We start from the raw sequence: 17,433 nt of genomic DNA on the forward strand, positions 1-17,433 counted from the left end.
TCGGGTTATGTCTACAGTCAGTCTGAGCAGATCAGTTTTTAATCTGTTTTGTATTTCCTAAATTTTGAAATTCATTTTGATTAATCCTGCTTCTTTAGCTGAGTTGAAGGCAATTAACACTAAAGGACCAACAATAAATCCTAAAATTCCTAATAACTTCAAACCAAGATACATTGCTATTAAGGTAGCAAGAGGAGAAAGGCCAATATGGCTGCCCATCATTTTTGGTTCAACTGTTCTTCTAATAATAAGAAGGATCGCTGCTAAGATACCGAGTTTTGTCGCAAGAACAACATCTCCCGTAATTAAGTGAAACAGGGCCCAAGGACCAAGAATAACAATAGACCCGATAATGGGAATGAAGTCTATAATCCAGATGATAAGTGACATTACGAGCGCTATTTCAGGAACTATAAACCAGAGTCCGATTAGAGAAACGGCAAAAATAATCAAGCTTACTAAGAACTGAGCTTTCATAAACCCAAGTACGACATAAGAAAGCCGCGAAGTCATAAATTTCACTTTATCAGCAGTTTTTTCTGTTAAATGTTTATACATTCCTATCCGAAGCCGCGGTAACTCGAGAAGGAAAAGAAATAGTGCAATAATATAAACTAAAAAGCTGACTAAATAATTTGGAATATTTGTAAGCAATGCTTTTACATTATCGATATTGATATAGGCAATTAAATCGTTTTTACTATTATTTAAAAATTCCTCTACTTGTCCGCTAATTTCGTGGACTAGATCCTCTGGAAGATCTTTAGCAGCTTCAACGAATCTTTCCTCTACATTTTCCCACTCTTTCGTAATTTCGTTGATATAAGTCGGAGCATTTTCAACGATGTTAATGGCTTCCGTAACAACCTTAGTTATGATGAAATAGCCTGATAATCCTACGAATAATAAAAATAGAATAAAAACAATCAACACTGAAACCCTTCTTGCAATTTTGGCTCTTGCCTGAATAAGTTTGACCAAGGGGTCAAGCAGGAGAGCAGTAATAATGGCTGCTATCAATGGTACCGATACAGGAAGTATGATGTAAAGCACCAGGGCAGCTACTATGATTCCAAGTGTGGTCAATATTAATCGCTTAGTGAAGAAACCGAACAAAGTTGTACTCCTTTCTAACTCTACAAGAGCCGGGAACATCCAAAATCATTTAACAATTAAATTATAGTACGCATTTAATGTAATAAACAATAAAAACCTTTCTAACTTCTTCATAATCAGATTTGGAACTTTATAAGTACTGATATCCTACAATGCTATAGTTCTTAATGACTGTATGGAAGGAAGGCCAATACAGGAAGGGTGATTTGAGTGAAACAATGGGAATTCTTGTCCATTAATGAGGTTTGCATGGTTATACTAGTTATTATACAGGCAAACGTTATGGATAGTAATGGTTTTGTCCTTTCAAATTTTAAAGGAAATAGTCTTTCAGTAACTAGAAGTCATAAAAGCATTGAGATTAAGGTAACAGAGGATGATATCCTGGTCTATATCAGTGTTGAAGCAAGATGTGAAGCTGGAAACCTTATTGAAAGTGCCAAATGTCTTCAGCAGAGGATTTGTGAAGAAATTTTACACCTAACAGGGTTGATCATTAATAATGTAAATATTCGCATTACCCACATGTTAAATGAATAAAAGGGACAGTTTTCATCAAATCTAATGTCATTTTGATCAGTCTGGCATCAGTTTCTTCCTTGGTGCAATCACCCAAAAATAAAAAAGAGACGCATGTCTCCATGCGCCTTCCTCTTAATTATAATGCAAAGCTTTCCACTTTTTCTTTTACATCAGCAAGAATCTTTTCACAGGTTTTTACAAGTGAACTTGGGAATTTTTCGCCTTCACCATATTCAACACCATGCGGGTAATAGTGTTTTCCAAGCAAAGGGTCCATTAGTTGAATAACAGCCTTGTGGGCACCTACATCCCCTTCTACTGCATGTCCAAGGATACGCAAGTAGAACGTTCCTTCTTTTTGCTCAAACTTACGGTCGTATGTAACGCGCTCATAATCCCATTGGCCTTCCCGTACTAAACCATGGTCAAGCATGACATCATCCAAACGATTGAGGTCGGCTTTAAGCTGTTCTATACCAGTGTTTTCAAATTTCATTCTTATCCCTCCTAGAAACAGTTCCGACAAGTCTTTAGTCTTTTACTTATAGTAACATCTCAGATTTAATAATAGTAAAAAAGTTCAAAAGATGCAACGAATATAAAAGAAAGTTAATGTAAGTTTAAAATTAATGAAATGGAAACAATAATTAATGAATTTACAAATAAGGGAGTTTTAATATGAAACACGGCTTTTTGATTTTACTTATGTTAGGAGCTTTTTGGCTGTTTACTCTATCAGCAAATGTTTTAGCCGAAGAGTATTTAGTAGGAAGAGGGGATACTCTTTGGGAAATATCAAAAGGGAATACGAGTACCCTCCAGGAAATTATTAAACAAAATCCTCAAATATCTAACCCGAATTTAATATTTCCAGGACAAAAGATTAAATTAACAGAATTTCCTGCCAGCCATTCTGTAAGAGCTGTCAATTTATTAAATAGAACAAATGAATTAAGAATTAAGGCTGGATTAATGCCATTAAAAATTCATGAAAAACTAAATGAAGCTGCTGCAAGAAAGTCAGAAGACATGAAAAATCAAAGCTATTTTGCACATAAATCCCCCACTTATGGAAATCCTAGAGTTATGTTAAAAAAACTTGAAATCCCTTTTTTAACTGTTTATGAAAATATCGGGGTTGGGCCAGAATCAGCTGAGCATATTTTATATGCGTGGATGAACTCATCGCTTCAGCGGGGGGTCCTCTTGTCAGAGCAAGCTACCCATATGGGAGCGGGTTATACAGATGGAGGCACCCATGGTCATTATTGGACTATTTTTATTGTTAAAATGAAGGAGGAAGAAATAGGTGGAAAAAATACGTGATATTATGACAGATGACGTAGAAGTTTGTTCAATGCTAGATAATGTATATGAAGTAGCCATTAAGATGAAGGAATTAAATGTGGGAGCCATTCCAATCATGGATGGTGACAGGCTTGCTGGGATGATTACCGATAGAGATATCGTAATCCGGGGTGTTGCAGAAAAACACCCGCCGTCCTCAAAGGTTGAGGCAATCATGAGCACCAAGCTTATAACCGCTACACCTGATATGAGTACACAGGAAGCCGCGAAAATGATGGCTGAGCATCAAATTCGAAGGCTTCCTATCGTTGAGGGCGACAACTTGGTTGGAATTGTTGCGCTGGGCGATTTTGCTGTACGTGAGCTTACTGATGAGCAAGCGCAGCATGCCTTAACCGACATATCTTATCCGAGTAATGAATTGCAGTAATCTAAGCTGGGCCTAGGGGTATTTTTTTTGCCTTATGGCCCATTTTTTTATTTTTGCATCATTAAAACTAGATCCAGCATTCAGGTGCTCCTGCTTTTTGAAAAGAATTCAGTTGATTATTGCCCAGAATAGGATACAGGGCAAACACTTCTATTAAAAAAGAAGTGCAAGAATGCTATACTAATTCTTATAGCTAGTCATATAATGATAGCAGTAGAAGAAGATGATAGAAAGGGGGTTAACCTCTGCGCACTCTCGTGAGAATTTTGTTGTTTGCTTGTTTAATTTTGGTCATTGGGCTCTACATGGGAGCAAATAATGAAAAAGAAGATCAGTTGATCAACCATGAAGAACCAGTTCCGAAGGTTGACCAGGATCTTTCTGCATCAGAAGAAAATCAGAAAGATATCGAGTTACCAGAGAAAGGGTTGTTAACCCTGTTGGGCGCTAAGTCGGATACTCTAAAAACAGAATACGGTGATCCTGCAAGAATTGATTCATCTGCATATGGGTATGAATGGTGGATTTATAATAATAATTTAAACGAATATTTCCAGGTAGGCATTTTAGATAACAGAGTGGTTTCCATATATGTAATTGGCCCTGATACTCTTATTCCTCCTTTTAAAATTGGCCAGCCTGTTAACGAACTTTTTGCCCAAAATATGATACAGGCAGAAGTTAGCCTTGATCATGAGAGCAGTGCCTATAAGTTTGAATTATCAGAGGGCGACATGAATACACGCCCGCTTGTCCCGATCGGTGATTTTTTTGCACAGCTTTATATAGATAAGTTTACAGGTAAATTATCAAGTGCCAGGTTCGTCGATGCTAAGACATTAATCAAACAGAGACCTTATGAATTGGTTTACCGTGGGGAATTATTAGACTCACCGGAATTAAGTGAGGAACAGTGGCAACTTATTGAAAAGGGTGCGGAGCTGCAAATATTTGATATCACTAATGTCATGAGAATCCGCCACGGTTTAAATAAACTCAGTTGGGATGAAAAAACATCAGAAGCAGCATACGGACATAGCAAAGAGATGTATGACTTGGAGTACTTTTCGCATACATCTGAAACCTTTGGAACACTAGCAGACCGATTAAAAACAGCAAATGTATTTTACAGGGTGGCAGGGGAAAATATTGCTGCTAACTATACAGATGGTCCTGCGGTGGTAGAGGGATGGCTTAATAGCAAAGGGCACCGGGATGCACTTTTAAACAGTGCTTTCACTCATATTGGAGTAGGGGTGTATCGCAAGCATTATACACAAAACTTTATTGAACACTGGGAAGAATAATTACAGTTGTTATATTCATTACTTAATGTAATCGTATAAGCGTAAAAGGAGCACAGAAATGTTTGTAGCCAAAAGGCCTTCCAACAAGCTTGACAGGTCCTTCAGATCGCCCATTATGCCGTCTGGAGGAACTAGCTTGTGAAAATGGGGAAATAGGCTTTTGGCTGGACAAAATGGCTCCTTTTTATTATGGAATTATTTAATTGCTATGTATCCGCCTTTGGGTTCTTAACAATACGATTTATTCGAAAACGATCTTCCTTCCAGTTCCCATAAAGATGAACCATCTCCCCAACACTAACATCAGGAAATTGAGCATGAGACGTGAGGGGGGTTAGTTTCTGTACATTATAAATCTTATACCCATCTTGAACTTTGAGAAGTAAAACATGATTACAACGGTGATAGTAAAAACGCTCTTTTGTTTCACTTATTTCGATTACTTTACCTGAAACGATAGCCTCTTCTGGAATTGATTCAAGCTCCAGCCACTTCTTATAGTTAACCTGCATTTCTTTTCGCGTAACCCAATAAAAATAAATGCAAATGACCGGAATTAGAATAGCTGTTACCATATGAATATCCGCCTTCGATTAATTAATTTCCAATTATAAAAAAACTGCCAGTTGCATGAGCAACTTTCTTACCGTCCGGCCTGTATACTTGAGCCTCCAAGACAATCGTTTTAGATCCTTTATGAACAAGCTGGGCCTTACAAGTAAGGGAGTCTCCGATTCCAGGTCCAATATAATGGATATTAAGCTGAGTTGTAACTGCGCCCTGTCCTTCAGGAAGAACTTCCATCGCAAGGCTGCCCATTGCTGAGTCGATTACGGTTGCAGTGATGCCTCCATGAACAATTCCTAGCGAGTTTTTTACTAGCGGTGTAACGGGAATAGTTATTTCATATGAATCTTTTGTTGCAGCCCGTTCCATATGGAGAACTCGGCCAATATAGGAGCTATTTCTTTTCTTCTGCTTATCACGAATTCCTTGAAGAAGTCCGTTTAGCACTTCTAAGTCTTGATCATCAGCATGGCCTATACATTCTTCAAATAGTTTATTTATCTGTTCTGACATAATTTAACCTCTTTCTGTTATTAGGTATTTTTAGTTTACCATTTGTAGTGGACAAATAGTTTAGATGATTCACATTTTTTAGGCTATTTCATATGGTATTATAGGCTAATTGTAATCAGTTGAGGTGAGTAAAATGGCAAAAAACAATCTTCATCCTTCTGTTCAGCAGTTTAAAGAATTTGTGAAAAATAAGCCGGAGCTTGTCCGTGAAGTCAGAGCGGGAAAAGTAACATGGCAGGAATTATTTGAGGATTGGTACTTGCTAGGGGAAGACGATCCACGTTGGAAATCGGCGGGAGAGGGTTCCTCTGCAGGAAAAAGTAAGGATGATGAAAAGAAGCCTGATTGGATATCTAAAGTAATGAAGGCAGTTCAAAATATGGATCCTAATCAAGTTCAAGGACAAATCCAGAATATAAACCAAGCTTTAGGTGCTGTTCAGGGCGTGTTATCACAGTTTCAGGGAAGCCAGCAGCAAAAACAGAGCAGTGGAAACACTTCACCGCCACATCCCTTTCAGTTTAGAAAAGATTAGTAAAAGGAGTCCAGGCAATGAGAAAAGATGTGATGGATTATTTAAAGCAGCGAAAGGATCTGAGAGATTTTGTGCGTGCTCAGCCTCAGTGGTACCGTAAGCTGAGCAGAAACCCTCATGAACTGCAGTCTTTGGAAGTCATGTCGCTCCACTACTATGAAAAAACGATTCCGCACAGAGTACAAAAATTTTCAAACGGTATTCAAATGGCTTCGATGATGATGCACATGTTTGCCAACAATAAAAACTCATGATAAAAGCTTTCTCATCAGGAGAAGGCTTTTATTTTCGTTTAGAAAATGGAAAGTTATAAATCTTGGTTTAAAAACAAATTCCCTGCAAAAAATAGGTTTATTGGAGGGATAATCATGAAAAAATGGATGCTGCCCCTATTGGTAATCGTTGTAACACTGACTGGCTGCCATCGAGATTTGCCAGAACCGGAGACAGAGATTGAGAAAGAGATAGAAATAATTGAATAGTAAAAGCTGTCAGTTGGATTGAGCTGCCTAGGGTTTTTTAATCCTAAAAATCGGAAACTCTTCGCTTTACAGAGGATTCATGATAGAATATGAATCGGAGGTGGGCGCAATTGCTTGCTACATTAGAAAGATTAGCGTTAATTGAAGAAGCAGAATACCTGGTGCAAATGATTCTCCAATCGGAAGAAGCTGAACAGTACCGGGATCGTTTATATAAGCTGAAGAACAGCAAGGAGTCACAGCAAAAGATCTACTCTTTTACTGTTATGAAAGAAAGGTACGAAGAGGTACAGCGTTTTGGCAGATACCATCCTGATTACAAGGTGGTAATGATGGAAGTACGCACACTTAAGAGGGAACTGGATATGGATCCTAACGTAGCCGAATTTAAAAAGGCAGAAAACGAACTGCAAAGTATCCTTGACGAAGTGAGCATGGTCATTGGCCGGTCTGTATCGGAGCATATTAAGGTTCCTACAGGCAACCCGTTCTTTGATACGGGCTCAAGCTGTGGCGGAAGCTGTGGAACTGGCGGAGGCTGCGGATGTTCGGCTTAGCATAGAAAAAAGGCATGGATTATTCCATGCTTTTTTTTATTGTTTAGCGTACTATAAAAAGAATCATCCCTGGAGTCCTGCTACCATGGCTAAAGCCGCGTCGCAAGGCTGCAAGTGGGGACTAATTCTTTGTGTGCAAGGTAATTCAGGGGAGTTTAGAGATATTTCCTTTGAATTTTACAATAATTCAGGGGGGATTCAGATTAATTCCCTTGAGTTTCGCGTTAATTCCTAGACGCTGAATATTCAAAAAATAAAGTGGAGTCCAACCCCCACCTTAATATCCTCCTACCCAAATGCCTGTTCGTTTGTGGTAAAATGGTGATATGAGTTTACAAAAAATTGTCAGTTTTTTATAAAAGGGCGACTGTTTATTTTATGTGTGGGAAAAAGACAGAATTTGGGTGAGAATCGTACAGCAAAACTATTCGCCTTCTGTACTTCATTTAGATAATTTAAGGTGTTAGGCGGATACAATCGGCGCAAAGGTTACCACAACAAAACATTTTCCGCTGAGGGACAAAGAAGCGGTGACGGTAGACTAACAGTGAGGATTCTTCTCTTACATAAATAGTCTCGCAATGAAGCTGTTTGCCTTTCATGACACCTGCAGCTCTCTTTTTTATTAGCTGCTCAACTTCGGTTATGGAGACGTCCTCAAATCGGTCTATATACAAAAAAGGAATTCCAGCCGATTTCTTATAGGAAGCATTTTTTAGCGAAGGATCAGACCTTAATGAAATGATGAACAGGTCCCAGATGTCCTCTAAAACCATTAGTATCACCACATTTTCTTTTAGCATCATTTTATGTAAGATTTGGCTTTTGTTCAAATAAAAAGCGGTAAGTAGATTGAAAAATTAGGTTTTATTATGCTAGACTAGTGAAAAGCCATTCGTTGAAGGGGAAAAAACCATGATAGGACAACGCCAGGGTATAATCATTTGGCTGTACTCTTTAAAGCAGGCAAAAATGCTGCGCCGGTTTGGAAATGTTCACTACGTATCAAGGCGCCTTAAGTATGTGGTGCTTTACTGTAACCAGGATGAAGTGGACACGCTAATAGATAAGATTAGTTCATACTCCTTTGTCAAAAAGGTTGAGCCTTCCTATAAACCATTTCTAAAAATGGAGTATGAAGGCAAAAAGCCCGACAAGGCTAAAGAGTATGACTATAAAATGGGTATATAAAAAGGTGAGGGATTTCCCTCACCTTTTATTTTTATTAGGAAAACAATAATTGGATTCCTAAACAATCTTCAGCTCCAGCGCCAACAGATGTATCTGCCCGCCTCATTCACTTTCGCTTGTGTTCATGCCCATTATTGAAGCGGTGGTATAAAATGGTTCATCCTAAGAATGCCGATCAAATGCTGATAGTAAAGTTCCTTCTCTGCAAACATGTCTGAGGGTTTTACATCCAGTTCAATTATACTTTTATTGAGTTCGGCTGCGGTTTGAACAAAAAGGTCGAACCGTTTATTAGGGGTGGAAATGGGATTGGGAACGCCTTCTCTGCATATGTAAAGGGGCTGGAATTTCCCTGGACTGGTTGGGGTTAATATGACAACCAAAGAGGTTACCTGTTTACCCTTCGAGGTTGTGTGCAGGGCCATCATCCGAGATAAACGCTCACGGCTTGCTTTGGCAATTTCTATTAGTTCATAAAGGTCAGAGTAACCTTCACCAAGTTCTATAAAGCGCTGTATCATAAAAAGTCCTCCTTCTGCATCTCCATATCATACTGTAGCATTTATTACCTTAAAAAAACAAATACATTCTAATGGTGTTTTCAATATTGTCTTTGCGGATACTAATCTTTTATTTAGCATACCTGTTTTTACAAATGGCTGTATTAAACTGATCGTTGATTTTGGCAATATATTAATCAATAACAGGCATCAAAACTTCTTAAAAAAGAATTTTAGAAAAGCAGGCTGACGATTACCTTTAGATCTGATATTGTAGAAACAGGAACACAAAAGGGGATTTCAATGAGAAAAATGTTGTTTTTTATCTTTCCTGTCCTGCTCTCTATATTTGGTTTAATTCTTATTTACCAATGGCAAGGATTTACTCAGCAAAGTGAGGGCTCCAGCAGTTTTCCAGATCAGGCAGAGCAAGCGATTACTATAAATGCCTATTCAAATAAACTTAAGATTACTCAGGAAATTCAAGGCTTATCAAAAATGAAAGAATATAAACTTTTAGTCCCAAAGTCACTTTCCGACTTTACTTGCAATACTGGAGAAGCGAACCCCTGCAAAGTAAACGGACTCAATCCAGATACGTTTTTGACGGATACCGGAACATTCAATCTTACCTATACCATTTTAATTAATAAAGATTCTAACTCTCTTTTTCTTCCACAATGGTCAGTAAGTTTTCCTGGTTTGTCTGATAGTAAAACAACCCTTGAAATGATTGATTATGATAAAGGAAATGGAACATGGGCTGCGGGAATTCCAGTAAAAGGTTTCAAAGAAGAAGAGCTAATTAATTATTACGTCTTTGAAGGTAATAACGAAGATCCTGCTCTGTATTGGCAGAGTGCCCCTATCATAAATATAAGTGTGAAGCAGGGTATTAGCATATTTGCGCCCAAATTATACGAAGAGAAAGCAGCCTCCTATGATCCGACTACTGTTGCAGGTAAATGGACAATCGTTTTTACGGAATCCGGTTTTGAAACAGTGGGTGGAGGAATGATTGTCACAGGGGTAAATACAAAAACTGAGGAATTAAATAACAAATTGGTTCAAACATTTATTTCTGGAAGGTTTACGGGACAAGAGGATGAGAGGTTACTATGGCAGGATGTTATGGAATCGCTAATTTTGGATAAAGAGAGTGATTCTAAAAAGGGTCAAAAAATGGTGGAAGAAATCCAGCGGGCTATTACACCTTCTCAATTTGAAGAATTAAAGAAATTAATTCTTCAGGAAACGGAGAAGCTTACGTTTAGAAAAGCGGATGAGATTCTAAGTGCTGTTCTGGGGAAGGAAACTCGTTTTCTTAATATGAATAGCCAACAACAAGAGTTTGTTCCTCTTTTTTTCATAGACCAAAGGGACATTGTGATTAATGGAAACAAGGCGGATATTGAAATTATTATTTATAAGGACAAGCTGCTTTTTCCGCTAAAAACAGTATTGCAGAACATTGGATATAAAGTGACGGAATTTCCCGAAGAAAGAGAGATAAGCATAGGCAGCAAAGGGAAAGAATACCTTTTCTACTTAGATAAGAATATATTTCACCTAAACAATGAGAAGTTTGGATTTTTTAAGAGTCCGTTTATAGAAGTAAATGGCTTAGTGTATATGGAAACTCATGCGCTAAATTCAATTTTTCACCTTTTTATAACAACTGAAGAGAAAGAGATCGTAATACATGAATAAAAAACAAAAACCCTGCAGAAAATTCTGCAGGGTCCTTCTATATCCTCATAAAGGAAAGAAGGCAAAGGGAGAGGAGAAACCGGAGGAAGAACTTATGGGGAAACGTAAGTCTTCTCCGCGGTTGGCAACAACATCCTCGAATAGATGCTGTTGATTTCAGTATCTCCACAACCAAAGGGGATATACACCTTTTTTTAATCTTTTTAAAAGAGTCCATTTTTGGCTTAGCAGTTTGACAGAAACTAGCTCGCTGACTAATAATAAAACACAATTACCTGGTCATCATATCTTATACATTGCTAAGATATGAGGCGACAGGAACTGACGCTTTTCTGGTGTTTTAAATTGTGGTAGGATAAGGAAAAAGAAATTCTTGTTGATTGGTAGTGATGTATGCCTTATGAGAGTGGTATCAGGTGAATATAAGGGGCGTTTTTTAAAGGCGGTGCCGGGAACTTCAACCAGGCCAACGACTGATAAAGTAAAGGAAGCAATTTTTAATATAATTGGTCCTTATTTTTCAGGGGGCATTATCCTTGATTTGTTTGCAGGAAGTGGCGGACTTGGAATTGAGGCTTTAAGCCGAGGTGTTGAGAAGGGTATCTTTGTTGATCGAGATGGAAAGGCAATTCAAGTCATTAATGAAAATATCCAATCCCTCGAACTTGGCAACAGGGCTGAAGTCTACCGTAACGACGCTGGCCGTGCCCTAAAAGCAATTCAGAAGCGAGAGCTCAAATTTAATTACATTTTTTTAGATCCTCCTTATAAACAGCAACAGCTGATTAAACTATTGGAAACCATTAATCAAGAGCAATTATTAGAACCAAAAGGAATTGTTTTATGTGAACATGCTTCGGAAATTAAACTGCCTGACTTCATTGGAAGGCTTAAACAGACAAAGCATGAGAAGTACGGTATCATCGGGGTTACGATATTTTCTGAGGAGTCAGAGGGGGCTGAGTAATATGACTAGCATTGCAGTTTGTCCAGGCAGTTTTGATCCGATTACATATGGTCATTTAGACATCATTACCAGAGGAGCAAAAGTATTTAACGAGGTTTATGTAGTGGTATTAAATAATTCGTCCAAAAATCCGCTTTTTTCTGTTGATGAGCGCATTGAGTTAATTAAAAAAGTGACAGTTGATATACCTAATGTAAAAGTCGATACCTTTCAGGGGCTGCTTGTCGATTATGCGAAAAGTGTTCAGGCAAACACGATTCTTCGAGGTTTGAGAGCGGTTTCCGACTTTGAATATGAAATGCAAATTACGTCTATGAACAGAGTCCTCGATGACGATATCGAAACCTTTTTTATGATGACAAATAACCAGTATTCGTTTTTGAGTTCCAGTATTGTAAAAGAAGTAGCTAAATATAATGGAAACATTACAGAGTTAGTCCCGCCGGAAGTAGAAAAGGCTTTAACTAGCAAGTTCAAATAATAAAACGAGCAGGATGCATTCCTGCTCGTTTTTATATTTCCTACCTAGTAAAAACCGTCCGTTTAGCAAATATTATTGTATAAATAGTAAGGCTGATTATAGTGATTGCAGGTCCTGCCTGGACCATCTTGTTATAAATTATGGCCATATTTATTCCTTCTTCTGTCAGGCGGCTGAGAACCGGGATGCTGCCAGATGATTTTTCTGAACTCAAAAAACGTTCGTAGACAGGATGCCATAATAGAAGTGTAAACAGGCTGGCGAGAAACCCATGCAAAATTCTTGCAAAAAAGAATGGTTTAAACCTAATATCAGTCTGTGCGAGGATACTTGCAACCTGAGCTTGTACGCTAAACCCGCTGAAAGCCAAAATAAAGCTTGTGATTATTGCCTGATGCATCAGAGTAGCTTCTTTCACCTGACTGGTCATCTGGCTGCCAAGGGTAATTTCAAACATTCCCGAAATAAAAGGCAGGCTTAGCATTTCAGGCATTCCAAGCATGCTTAACAATATTTCCAAAAAGTCAGCCAGAATGGATGTAATATGCACATGAAAGAGCAGTTTATTAATAACTGAAAATAGGATGATAAATCCGCCTATCATTAGCAAAGTCTGGATTGATGACATGACCGCATCACCAAGAAGCTTCCCGATTGGCCGATTGTCCTTAATTCTTGTGCGGTGAAGTTGAGCGAGGGCATCCCTGATGGAAAGACGCCGTTCTCTCTCTTCTCTAGTCGTTTCCTGTTCAGACCCGTAAAATCTCATGAAAAGGCCCACTGACATATTTCCTAGATAATGTGCAAGTGCGAGAATGACTCCCAGCTGGGCATTGTAAAAGAAGCCTACTGAAACTGCACCGAATATAAATAAAGGGTTTGAACAGTTTGTAAACGAAACAAGCCGTTCCGCTTCCAACCGGGTCAGCTGTTTTTCTTGTCTTAGCCTTGCCGTCAGCTTGGCTCCAGCAGGATATCCAGAGGCCATGCCCATAGCCCATACAAATCCTCCTACACCTGGGACTCTGAACAAGGGTCTCATTAAGGGTTCCAGAAGGACGCCGATAAACTTTACTACGCCGAAGCCTATTAGCATTTCGGATACTATAAAGAAGGGCAGAAGGGAAGGGAAAACGATTTCCCACCACATATCCAGGCCTCTGATTGAAGCATCAAAAGATTCCTGAGGGAATGATATAAGCGATAGTGCCATTGCTGTGACAGAGACAGCAAGGACAATAGTTTTTAATTTTGAACGTAACACCTTAAGATCCTCCCCCCGCGGGTGTACAGCTGTAAAACTTAAATAAACAATGCTAAAATAAAAGAACCAATTTCCAGTTTCCGTAGCTGACTTGTCCTCATCTATAAATCAATATACTCATAGAACTTCAAATTAGACCATAAGATTAAAAACAGCACTCGATAAAAAACGTACTCTAAGGAGGAAACAACTTTGCGTCGTCCGAAAGTAGGATTAGCCCTTGGATCGGGAGGGGCGAGAGGGTTCGCGCACCTGGGGGCGATAAAGGTACTGGCCGAAGAAGGAATACCCATTGATTTAATAGCAGGGAGCAGCATGGGAGCCCTTGTAGGATGTTTTTATGGGGCCGGTTTGGATGTTGAAAGGCTTTATAAGCTCTCTAAATATTTTAAACGAAAATATTATCTGGATTTTACGGTTCCTAAGATGGGTTTTATCTCGGGTAAACGTGTCAAAGAGTTTATAAGGGTTTTTACTCATGGTAAGAACATTGAAGATCTAGATATTCCAGTAGGGGTTGTGGCTACTGACCTTGTTTCCGGAGAAAAGGTTGTTTTTACAGCGGGGCCTATTGCTGAAGCAGTAAGGGCAAGCATTGCTATACCAGGTATTTTTGTCCCGGAGAAACTTAATGGAAGGCTTCTTGTTGATGGAGGCGTCATTGATCGGATTCCTGTATCTGTCGCCAAGGATATGGGTGCAGACATAGTTATTGCAGTTGATGTGGCTCATGTGAAAACAAATGCCGAGATCACTTCAATCTATGACGTGATCATGCAGAGCATTGATATTATGCAAATGGAACTTGTTGAACACCGTGAAATAGCTTCAGATGTGATGATCCAGCCGCGAGTTGAAATGTATAGCTCTAGAGCGTTCACAAATATTCAAGAGATAATAACGATTGGTGAAGAAGAAACCCGTAAGCAAATAGAAAAAATCAAAAGTGTTATTGCAGATTGGAAGGAGCCTCAAGAGAATGGGCCGTAAATTGTATATCCGTTTTACTGTTTTTGCAGCTGTTCTGCTGCTAGCAAGTTCATTTTATTACCTGCCCTATTATGTTTCGAAGCCAGGTATGGCACAGGAACTTGAGCCTATAATTGAAGTGGAAAATGGATTCGATGAAGAGGGCAGCTTTATGCTGACAACGGTCCGAATGGGCCGGGCTAATATTTACTCGTATATAATTGCCCAGTTCAGCAAATATCAGGAAATTTATACATTAGAAGAAATCAGGGGAGAGGGGGAAACCGACGAACAATACACTGCAAGGCAAATGCACTTAATGGCTGGCTCGAAGACATCTGCTATTGAAGTAGCCTATAAGAAAGCAGGGATTCCTGTTAACTATGAGTACAATGGCGTCTATGTGTTTAGTGTTCTGCCTGATATGCCTGCTGAAGAAAAGCTCAAGCCCGGTGATCTTATTGTAGAAGTAGATGGGCAGGAGTTGACCACCTCTGAGGAATTTATTGAGTATGTTGGAGGAAAGCAGGCAGGAACTGAAATTGAATTGTCCTTTAAAAGGAATGGCAAATCCAAAAGTGCAGAGCTTATTTTAAAACCGCTTCCAGGAGAGCCTGAAAGAGCCGGTGTTGGCATCTTTCCCGTAGATGATAAAGAAATAATCGTCAAACCTCCAGTTAATTTAAAAACGGACGAGATAGGCGGGCCATCTGCAGGCTTTATGTTTTCGCTGGAAATCTATAATCAGCTTATAGAGGAAGATTTAACAAAAGGTTATGAAATTGCTGGGACGGGAACGATTTCTTCCGATGGCACAATTGGAAGGATTGGCGGTATTGAGCAAAAAATTGTTGCTGCAGATAAAGCAGGTGCCGACATTTTCTTCGCTCCCAATGAAGATGGTGCAGAAGGATCAAACTACGAAGCAGCTGTTAGAACAGCAGAGGATATTGAGACAAATATGAAAGTAGTACCGGTTAATAACTTTAATGATGCAGTCTCTTATCTTGAATCCCTAAAAGAAGAAGCAAGCTGAGGATATCAGCTTGCTTTTTTGTTTCATCTTTTAAAAATGCCTGCTGGAGAATTAGAATTCCCTAATATAAATAGGCGGCTGAGAAAACTCATCCTTGAGCATTTTCGATTGTCCATCTTTTGATAGGCCCATTGCATATACTCGGGCTGCTTTAATATCAAGCTTAATAGCATCCTTTTTAAAGGCTGAAAGCTTCGCAATTAGCGGCAGCCCTAAACTGGATTTCTGTTCACTCAGATAAGAACGGCCTATTTCTGACATTCCTAATAATCGTAGATACTCTGCTGTTTGATTGTTCTGAAGCATTTCTTTTTTAGAGGCATTTGTTAAAATGTGCACGCAAATTCTCTGAAGTCTAGTCCATGTATAGCGTTTTGTTTTTATCTGCTGCATAAATTCTTGAAAAGAGTCAGCATGCTGTGCCGCACCATGCAGCCGGTGTTCAAGCCCTTCTTCAACTTCGTAAATTAACTTCAGATCAGAAGGATCGCTCTGGAGAAGCCGGAATTTTAAAAACGGCCAGTACATTTCCCAGTGATGCATAGCTTGATATTCTTTCTGATAGTCCTTGAGTATTTCATAGGTTGTAGGGGGAACATACTGTGTAAGGGCCTGGATTTCCTCATTTTTAGAAAATATTGCTTTTCGTAAGCTGGTTGCACTTGCAATCGATGCAGATGAAAAGTGCTCATCATGATAATCGGCATTTTTTCTTGATACAGTAAATGCCTTCATGGGGCTGTTTTGCCGAAGGATAGCTTGAACATATTGAAAACCAAGTATATTATTGGGCTTTGACAGGTCAATTAGGTCATCGCCAGGTACGAGGCTCTGGTATGCGAGTGATACTGCCTTTGGATAACTAAAACCTTTAGAAATGTTCCTTTTGATGCTTTCCTGATAAGTATCATCATGCTTTTGCAGATACTCAGCAGTTTTTATAAAGCTGTCAATGCTGCCAGATTCACTGCCAAAGCATACGGAGGAACAACCCACAGCTGTTAAAATGGATATCGCGCCATTGGCAAAGGTTTCAGCCTTTTGGGTTGCAAACTTGTAAGGAAGTTCAAAGACAATATCGGCTCCGGCCATAAGGGCCATTTTCGTTCGGCTCCATTTGGAGACAAGTGCTGGTTCACCACGCTGCAGGAAGTTACCGCTCATTACAGCGATGAGCAAATCTGCTCCGGACTGCTCTTTAGCTGACTGCAAATGATAGGCATGACCATTGTGGAAAGGATTGTATTCTACTATTACACCAACTGCTTTCATGTGATTCTCCTCAATAAATAACTTTTATTTGACATTGTATCCAAAAGCGTATAAGTTTAAAGTTCTATGATATTGACTACATTATAGTGTAAAGAAAAAACATTGACAAATGATTATGTGAAAGCTATAATTACCTTTGTTGCCTTGGGGTGATACTTTTGAAATGGACATTAATTCAATTACAGAAATACCGAAACAAGGACTTTTTGATTGATGAATCAATTAAATTGGACGGACTGAAAGAGATCGACCCGACGATTAGGGAAGTTTCTCCGATGCATATAACTGGAAGAGCAGATATTAGCGCATCGAAGGTTACTTTCCATTTAAATATTAAGGGTTATTTAATCCTTCCTTGTTCCCGTACATTAATTGACGTACATTATCCAATTAATGTTGACACCACGGAAACTTTCCTTTTCAACGGCTATGAGTATGGTGAAGCTGACGAGGAGGTTCATCAGGTAAAAGATGATGTAATTGATCTGGATCCCGTTTTCCGGGAGATTCTTTTGCTTGAGGTTCCTATGCAAGTTTATTGTGAGGATGATACAAGTCAAGAGGGCGCTCCACAGTCTGGCAAGGACTGGGAAGTGGTTCAAGAACAGGACCAAGAGAAAAATGTGGATCCCCGGCTTGCAGGACTTGCGAAGTTTTTTGATCAAAACGACTCATCGGAATGAGTCAACCTAAAAAAGAGCATGAA

21 protein-coding genes are annotated in these 17,433 nt (G+C 39.1%); 14 read left to right on the top strand and 7 right to left on the bottom strand.

Translation table 11 applies throughout. From position 1 onward, the window contains the following. Positions 1 to 57: 57 nt before the first annotated feature. Positions 58 to 1,116, bottom strand: a complete 1,059-nt coding sequence (gene ytvI, locus HRJ06_RS15210) for a sporulation integral membrane protein YtvI (protein ID WP_174733800.1) — start codon at positions 1,114 to 1,116, stop codon at positions 58 to 60. 210 nt (positions 1,117 to 1,326) lie between these two features. Here ytvI and HRJ06_RS15215 point away from each other — a divergent pair, with 210 nt between their 5' ends. After that, the gene (locus HRJ06_RS15215; RefSeq protein WP_174733801.1) at positions 1,327 to 1,656 is read left to right on the top strand and encodes a hypothetical protein; all 330 of its coding nucleotides are present in this window, start codon (positions 1,327 to 1,329) and stop codon (positions 1,654 to 1,656) included. A gap of 118 nt (positions 1,657 to 1,774) precedes the next feature. Here the strand turns inward: HRJ06_RS15215 and HRJ06_RS15220 are convergent, their stop codons facing one another. Then, positions 1,775 to 2,134 (bottom strand): YugN family protein, encoded by a 360-nt coding sequence (locus HRJ06_RS15220; protein WP_174733802.1) that lies wholly within the window; start codon positions 2,132 to 2,134, stop codon positions 1,775 to 1,777. Positions 2,135 to 2,316: 182 nt separating this feature from the next. Here HRJ06_RS15220 and HRJ06_RS15225 point away from each other — a divergent pair, with 182 nt between their 5' ends. From HRJ06_RS15225 to HRJ06_RS15235, 3 genes are all read left to right on the top strand, one after another. After that, a complete protein-coding gene (locus HRJ06_RS15225; protein WP_174733803.1) occupies positions 2,317 to 2,964 on the top strand; it encodes a CAP domain-containing protein in 648 nt (215 codons plus the stop codon). Beyond that, complete coding sequence (locus HRJ06_RS15230) at positions 2,948 to 3,376, top strand: CBS domain-containing protein (RefSeq protein WP_174733804.1); 429 nt, start codon at positions 2,948 to 2,950, stop codon at positions 3,374 to 3,376. Before HRJ06_RS15225 ends, HRJ06_RS15230 begins: the two co-directional genes overlap by 17 nt. Positions 3,377 to 3,681: 305 nt before the next feature. Further along, complete coding sequence (locus HRJ06_RS15235) at positions 3,682 to 4,683, top strand: CAP domain-containing protein (RefSeq protein WP_174733805.1); 1,002 nt, start codon at positions 3,682 to 3,684, stop codon at positions 4,681 to 4,683. A gap of 206 nt (positions 4,684 to 4,889) precedes the next feature. Here HRJ06_RS15235 and HRJ06_RS15240 read toward each other — a convergent pair whose 3' ends face one another. Then, complete coding sequence (locus HRJ06_RS15240) at positions 4,890 to 5,258, bottom strand: hypothetical protein (RefSeq protein WP_174733806.1); 369 nt, start codon at positions 5,256 to 5,258, stop codon at positions 4,890 to 4,892. A 22-nt stretch (positions 5,259 to 5,280) separates the two neighbouring features. Continuing rightward, positions 5,281 to 5,763 (bottom strand): PaaI family thioesterase, encoded by a 483-nt coding sequence (locus HRJ06_RS15245; protein WP_174733807.1) that lies wholly within the window; start codon positions 5,761 to 5,763, stop codon positions 5,281 to 5,283. A gap of 133 nt (positions 5,764 to 5,896) precedes the next feature. On the opposite strand from HRJ06_RS15245, the gene ylbD reads away from it, so the two are divergent. The 4 genes from ylbD to HRJ06_RS15265 all read left to right on the top strand — a co-directional run bounded on the left by ylbD (position 5,897) and on the right by HRJ06_RS15265 (position 8,528). Then, complete coding sequence (gene ylbD, locus HRJ06_RS15250) at positions 5,897 to 6,298, top strand: YlbD family protein (RefSeq protein WP_174733808.1); 402 nt, start codon at positions 5,897 to 5,899, stop codon at positions 6,296 to 6,298. A 17-nt stretch (positions 6,299 to 6,315) separates the two neighbouring features. Next, positions 6,316 to 6,552, top strand: coding sequence for a YlbE-like family protein (locus HRJ06_RS15255; protein ID WP_174733809.1), 237 nt, complete (start codon positions 6,316 to 6,318; stop codon positions 6,550 to 6,552). Positions 6,553 to 6,890: 338 nt separating this feature from the next. Next, positions 6,891 to 7,337, top strand: coding sequence for a YlbF/YmcA family competence regulator (locus HRJ06_RS15260; RefSeq protein ID WP_174733810.1), 447 nt, complete (start codon positions 6,891 to 6,893; stop codon positions 7,335 to 7,337). Between the two features lie 915 nt (positions 7,338 to 8,252). Then, positions 8,253 to 8,528 (top strand): YlbG family protein, encoded by a 276-nt coding sequence (locus HRJ06_RS15265; RefSeq protein WP_174733811.1) that lies wholly within the window; start codon positions 8,253 to 8,255, stop codon positions 8,526 to 8,528. A 131-nt stretch (positions 8,529 to 8,659) separates the two neighbouring features. Here HRJ06_RS15265 and HRJ06_RS15270 read toward each other — a convergent pair whose 3' ends face one another. Next, complete coding sequence (locus HRJ06_RS15270; RefSeq protein WP_174733812.1) at positions 8,660 to 9,049, bottom strand: DUF7147 family protein; 390 nt, start codon at positions 9,047 to 9,049, stop codon at positions 8,660 to 8,662. Between the two features lie 282 nt (positions 9,050 to 9,331). On the opposite strand from HRJ06_RS15270, the gene HRJ06_RS15275 reads away from it, so the two are divergent. From HRJ06_RS15275 to coaD, 3 genes are all read left to right on the top strand, one after another. After that, entirely contained in the window at positions 9,332 to 10,738 is a 1,407-nt protein-coding gene (locus HRJ06_RS15275) for a stalk domain-containing protein (RefSeq protein WP_174733813.1), read from the top strand. Between the two features lie 400 nt (positions 10,739 to 11,138). Then, the gene (rsmD, locus tag HRJ06_RS15280; RefSeq protein WP_174733814.1) at positions 11,139 to 11,705 is read left to right on the top strand and encodes a 16S rRNA (guanine(966)-N(2))-methyltransferase RsmD; all 567 of its coding nucleotides are present in this window, start codon (positions 11,139 to 11,141) and stop codon (positions 11,703 to 11,705) included. Between the two features lies 1 nt (position 11,706). After that, positions 11,707 to 12,186 carry a pantetheine-phosphate adenylyltransferase gene (coaD, locus tag HRJ06_RS15285; protein ID WP_174733815.1) on the top strand — a complete coding sequence of 160 codons (480 nt, stop codon included), beginning with the start codon at positions 11,707 to 11,709 and terminating at the stop codon, positions 12,184 to 12,186. Between the two features lie 40 nt (positions 12,187 to 12,226). Here the strand turns inward: coaD and ylbJ are convergent, their stop codons facing one another. Further along, the gene (gene ylbJ / locus HRJ06_RS15290; protein WP_174733816.1) at positions 12,227 to 13,450 is read right to left on the bottom strand and encodes a sporulation integral membrane protein YlbJ; all 1,224 of its coding nucleotides are present in this window, start codon (positions 13,448 to 13,450) and stop codon (positions 12,227 to 12,229) included. Between the two features lie 192 nt (positions 13,451 to 13,642). Here ylbJ and HRJ06_RS15295 point away from each other — a divergent pair, with 192 nt between their 5' ends. Then, positions 13,643 to 14,440 (top strand): patatin-like phospholipase family protein, encoded by a 798-nt coding sequence (locus HRJ06_RS15295; RefSeq protein WP_174733817.1) that lies wholly within the window; start codon positions 13,643 to 13,645, stop codon positions 14,438 to 14,440. After that, positions 14,430 to 15,455: a SepM family pheromone-processing serine protease gene (locus HRJ06_RS15300; protein WP_174733818.1), complete on the top strand. Its 1,026-nt coding sequence runs from the start codon at positions 14,430 to 14,432 to the stop codon at positions 15,453 to 15,455. Before HRJ06_RS15295 ends, HRJ06_RS15300 begins: the two co-directional genes overlap by 11 nt. A 51-nt stretch (positions 15,456 to 15,506) precedes the next feature. Here the strand turns inward: HRJ06_RS15300 and HRJ06_RS15305 are convergent, their stop codons facing one another. Beyond that, complete coding sequence (locus HRJ06_RS15305; protein ID WP_174733819.1) at positions 15,507 to 16,727, bottom strand: nucleotidyltransferase; 1,221 nt, start codon at positions 16,725 to 16,727, stop codon at positions 15,507 to 15,509. A gap of 158 nt (positions 16,728 to 16,885) precedes the next feature. Between HRJ06_RS15305 and HRJ06_RS15310 the strand changes: the two genes are divergently transcribed. Continuing rightward, the gene (locus HRJ06_RS15310; RefSeq protein WP_174733820.1) at positions 16,886 to 17,410 is read left to right on the top strand and encodes a YceD family protein; all 525 of its coding nucleotides are present in this window, start codon (positions 16,886 to 16,888) and stop codon (positions 17,408 to 17,410) included. Positions 17,411 to 17,433: the final 23 nt, after the last annotated feature.

The organism is Mesobacillus harenae, from assembly GCF_013343715.1.
GTDB classification, from domain to species: domain Bacteria; phylum Bacillota; class Bacilli; order Bacillales; family Cytobacillaceae; genus Mesobacillus_A; species Mesobacillus_A harenae.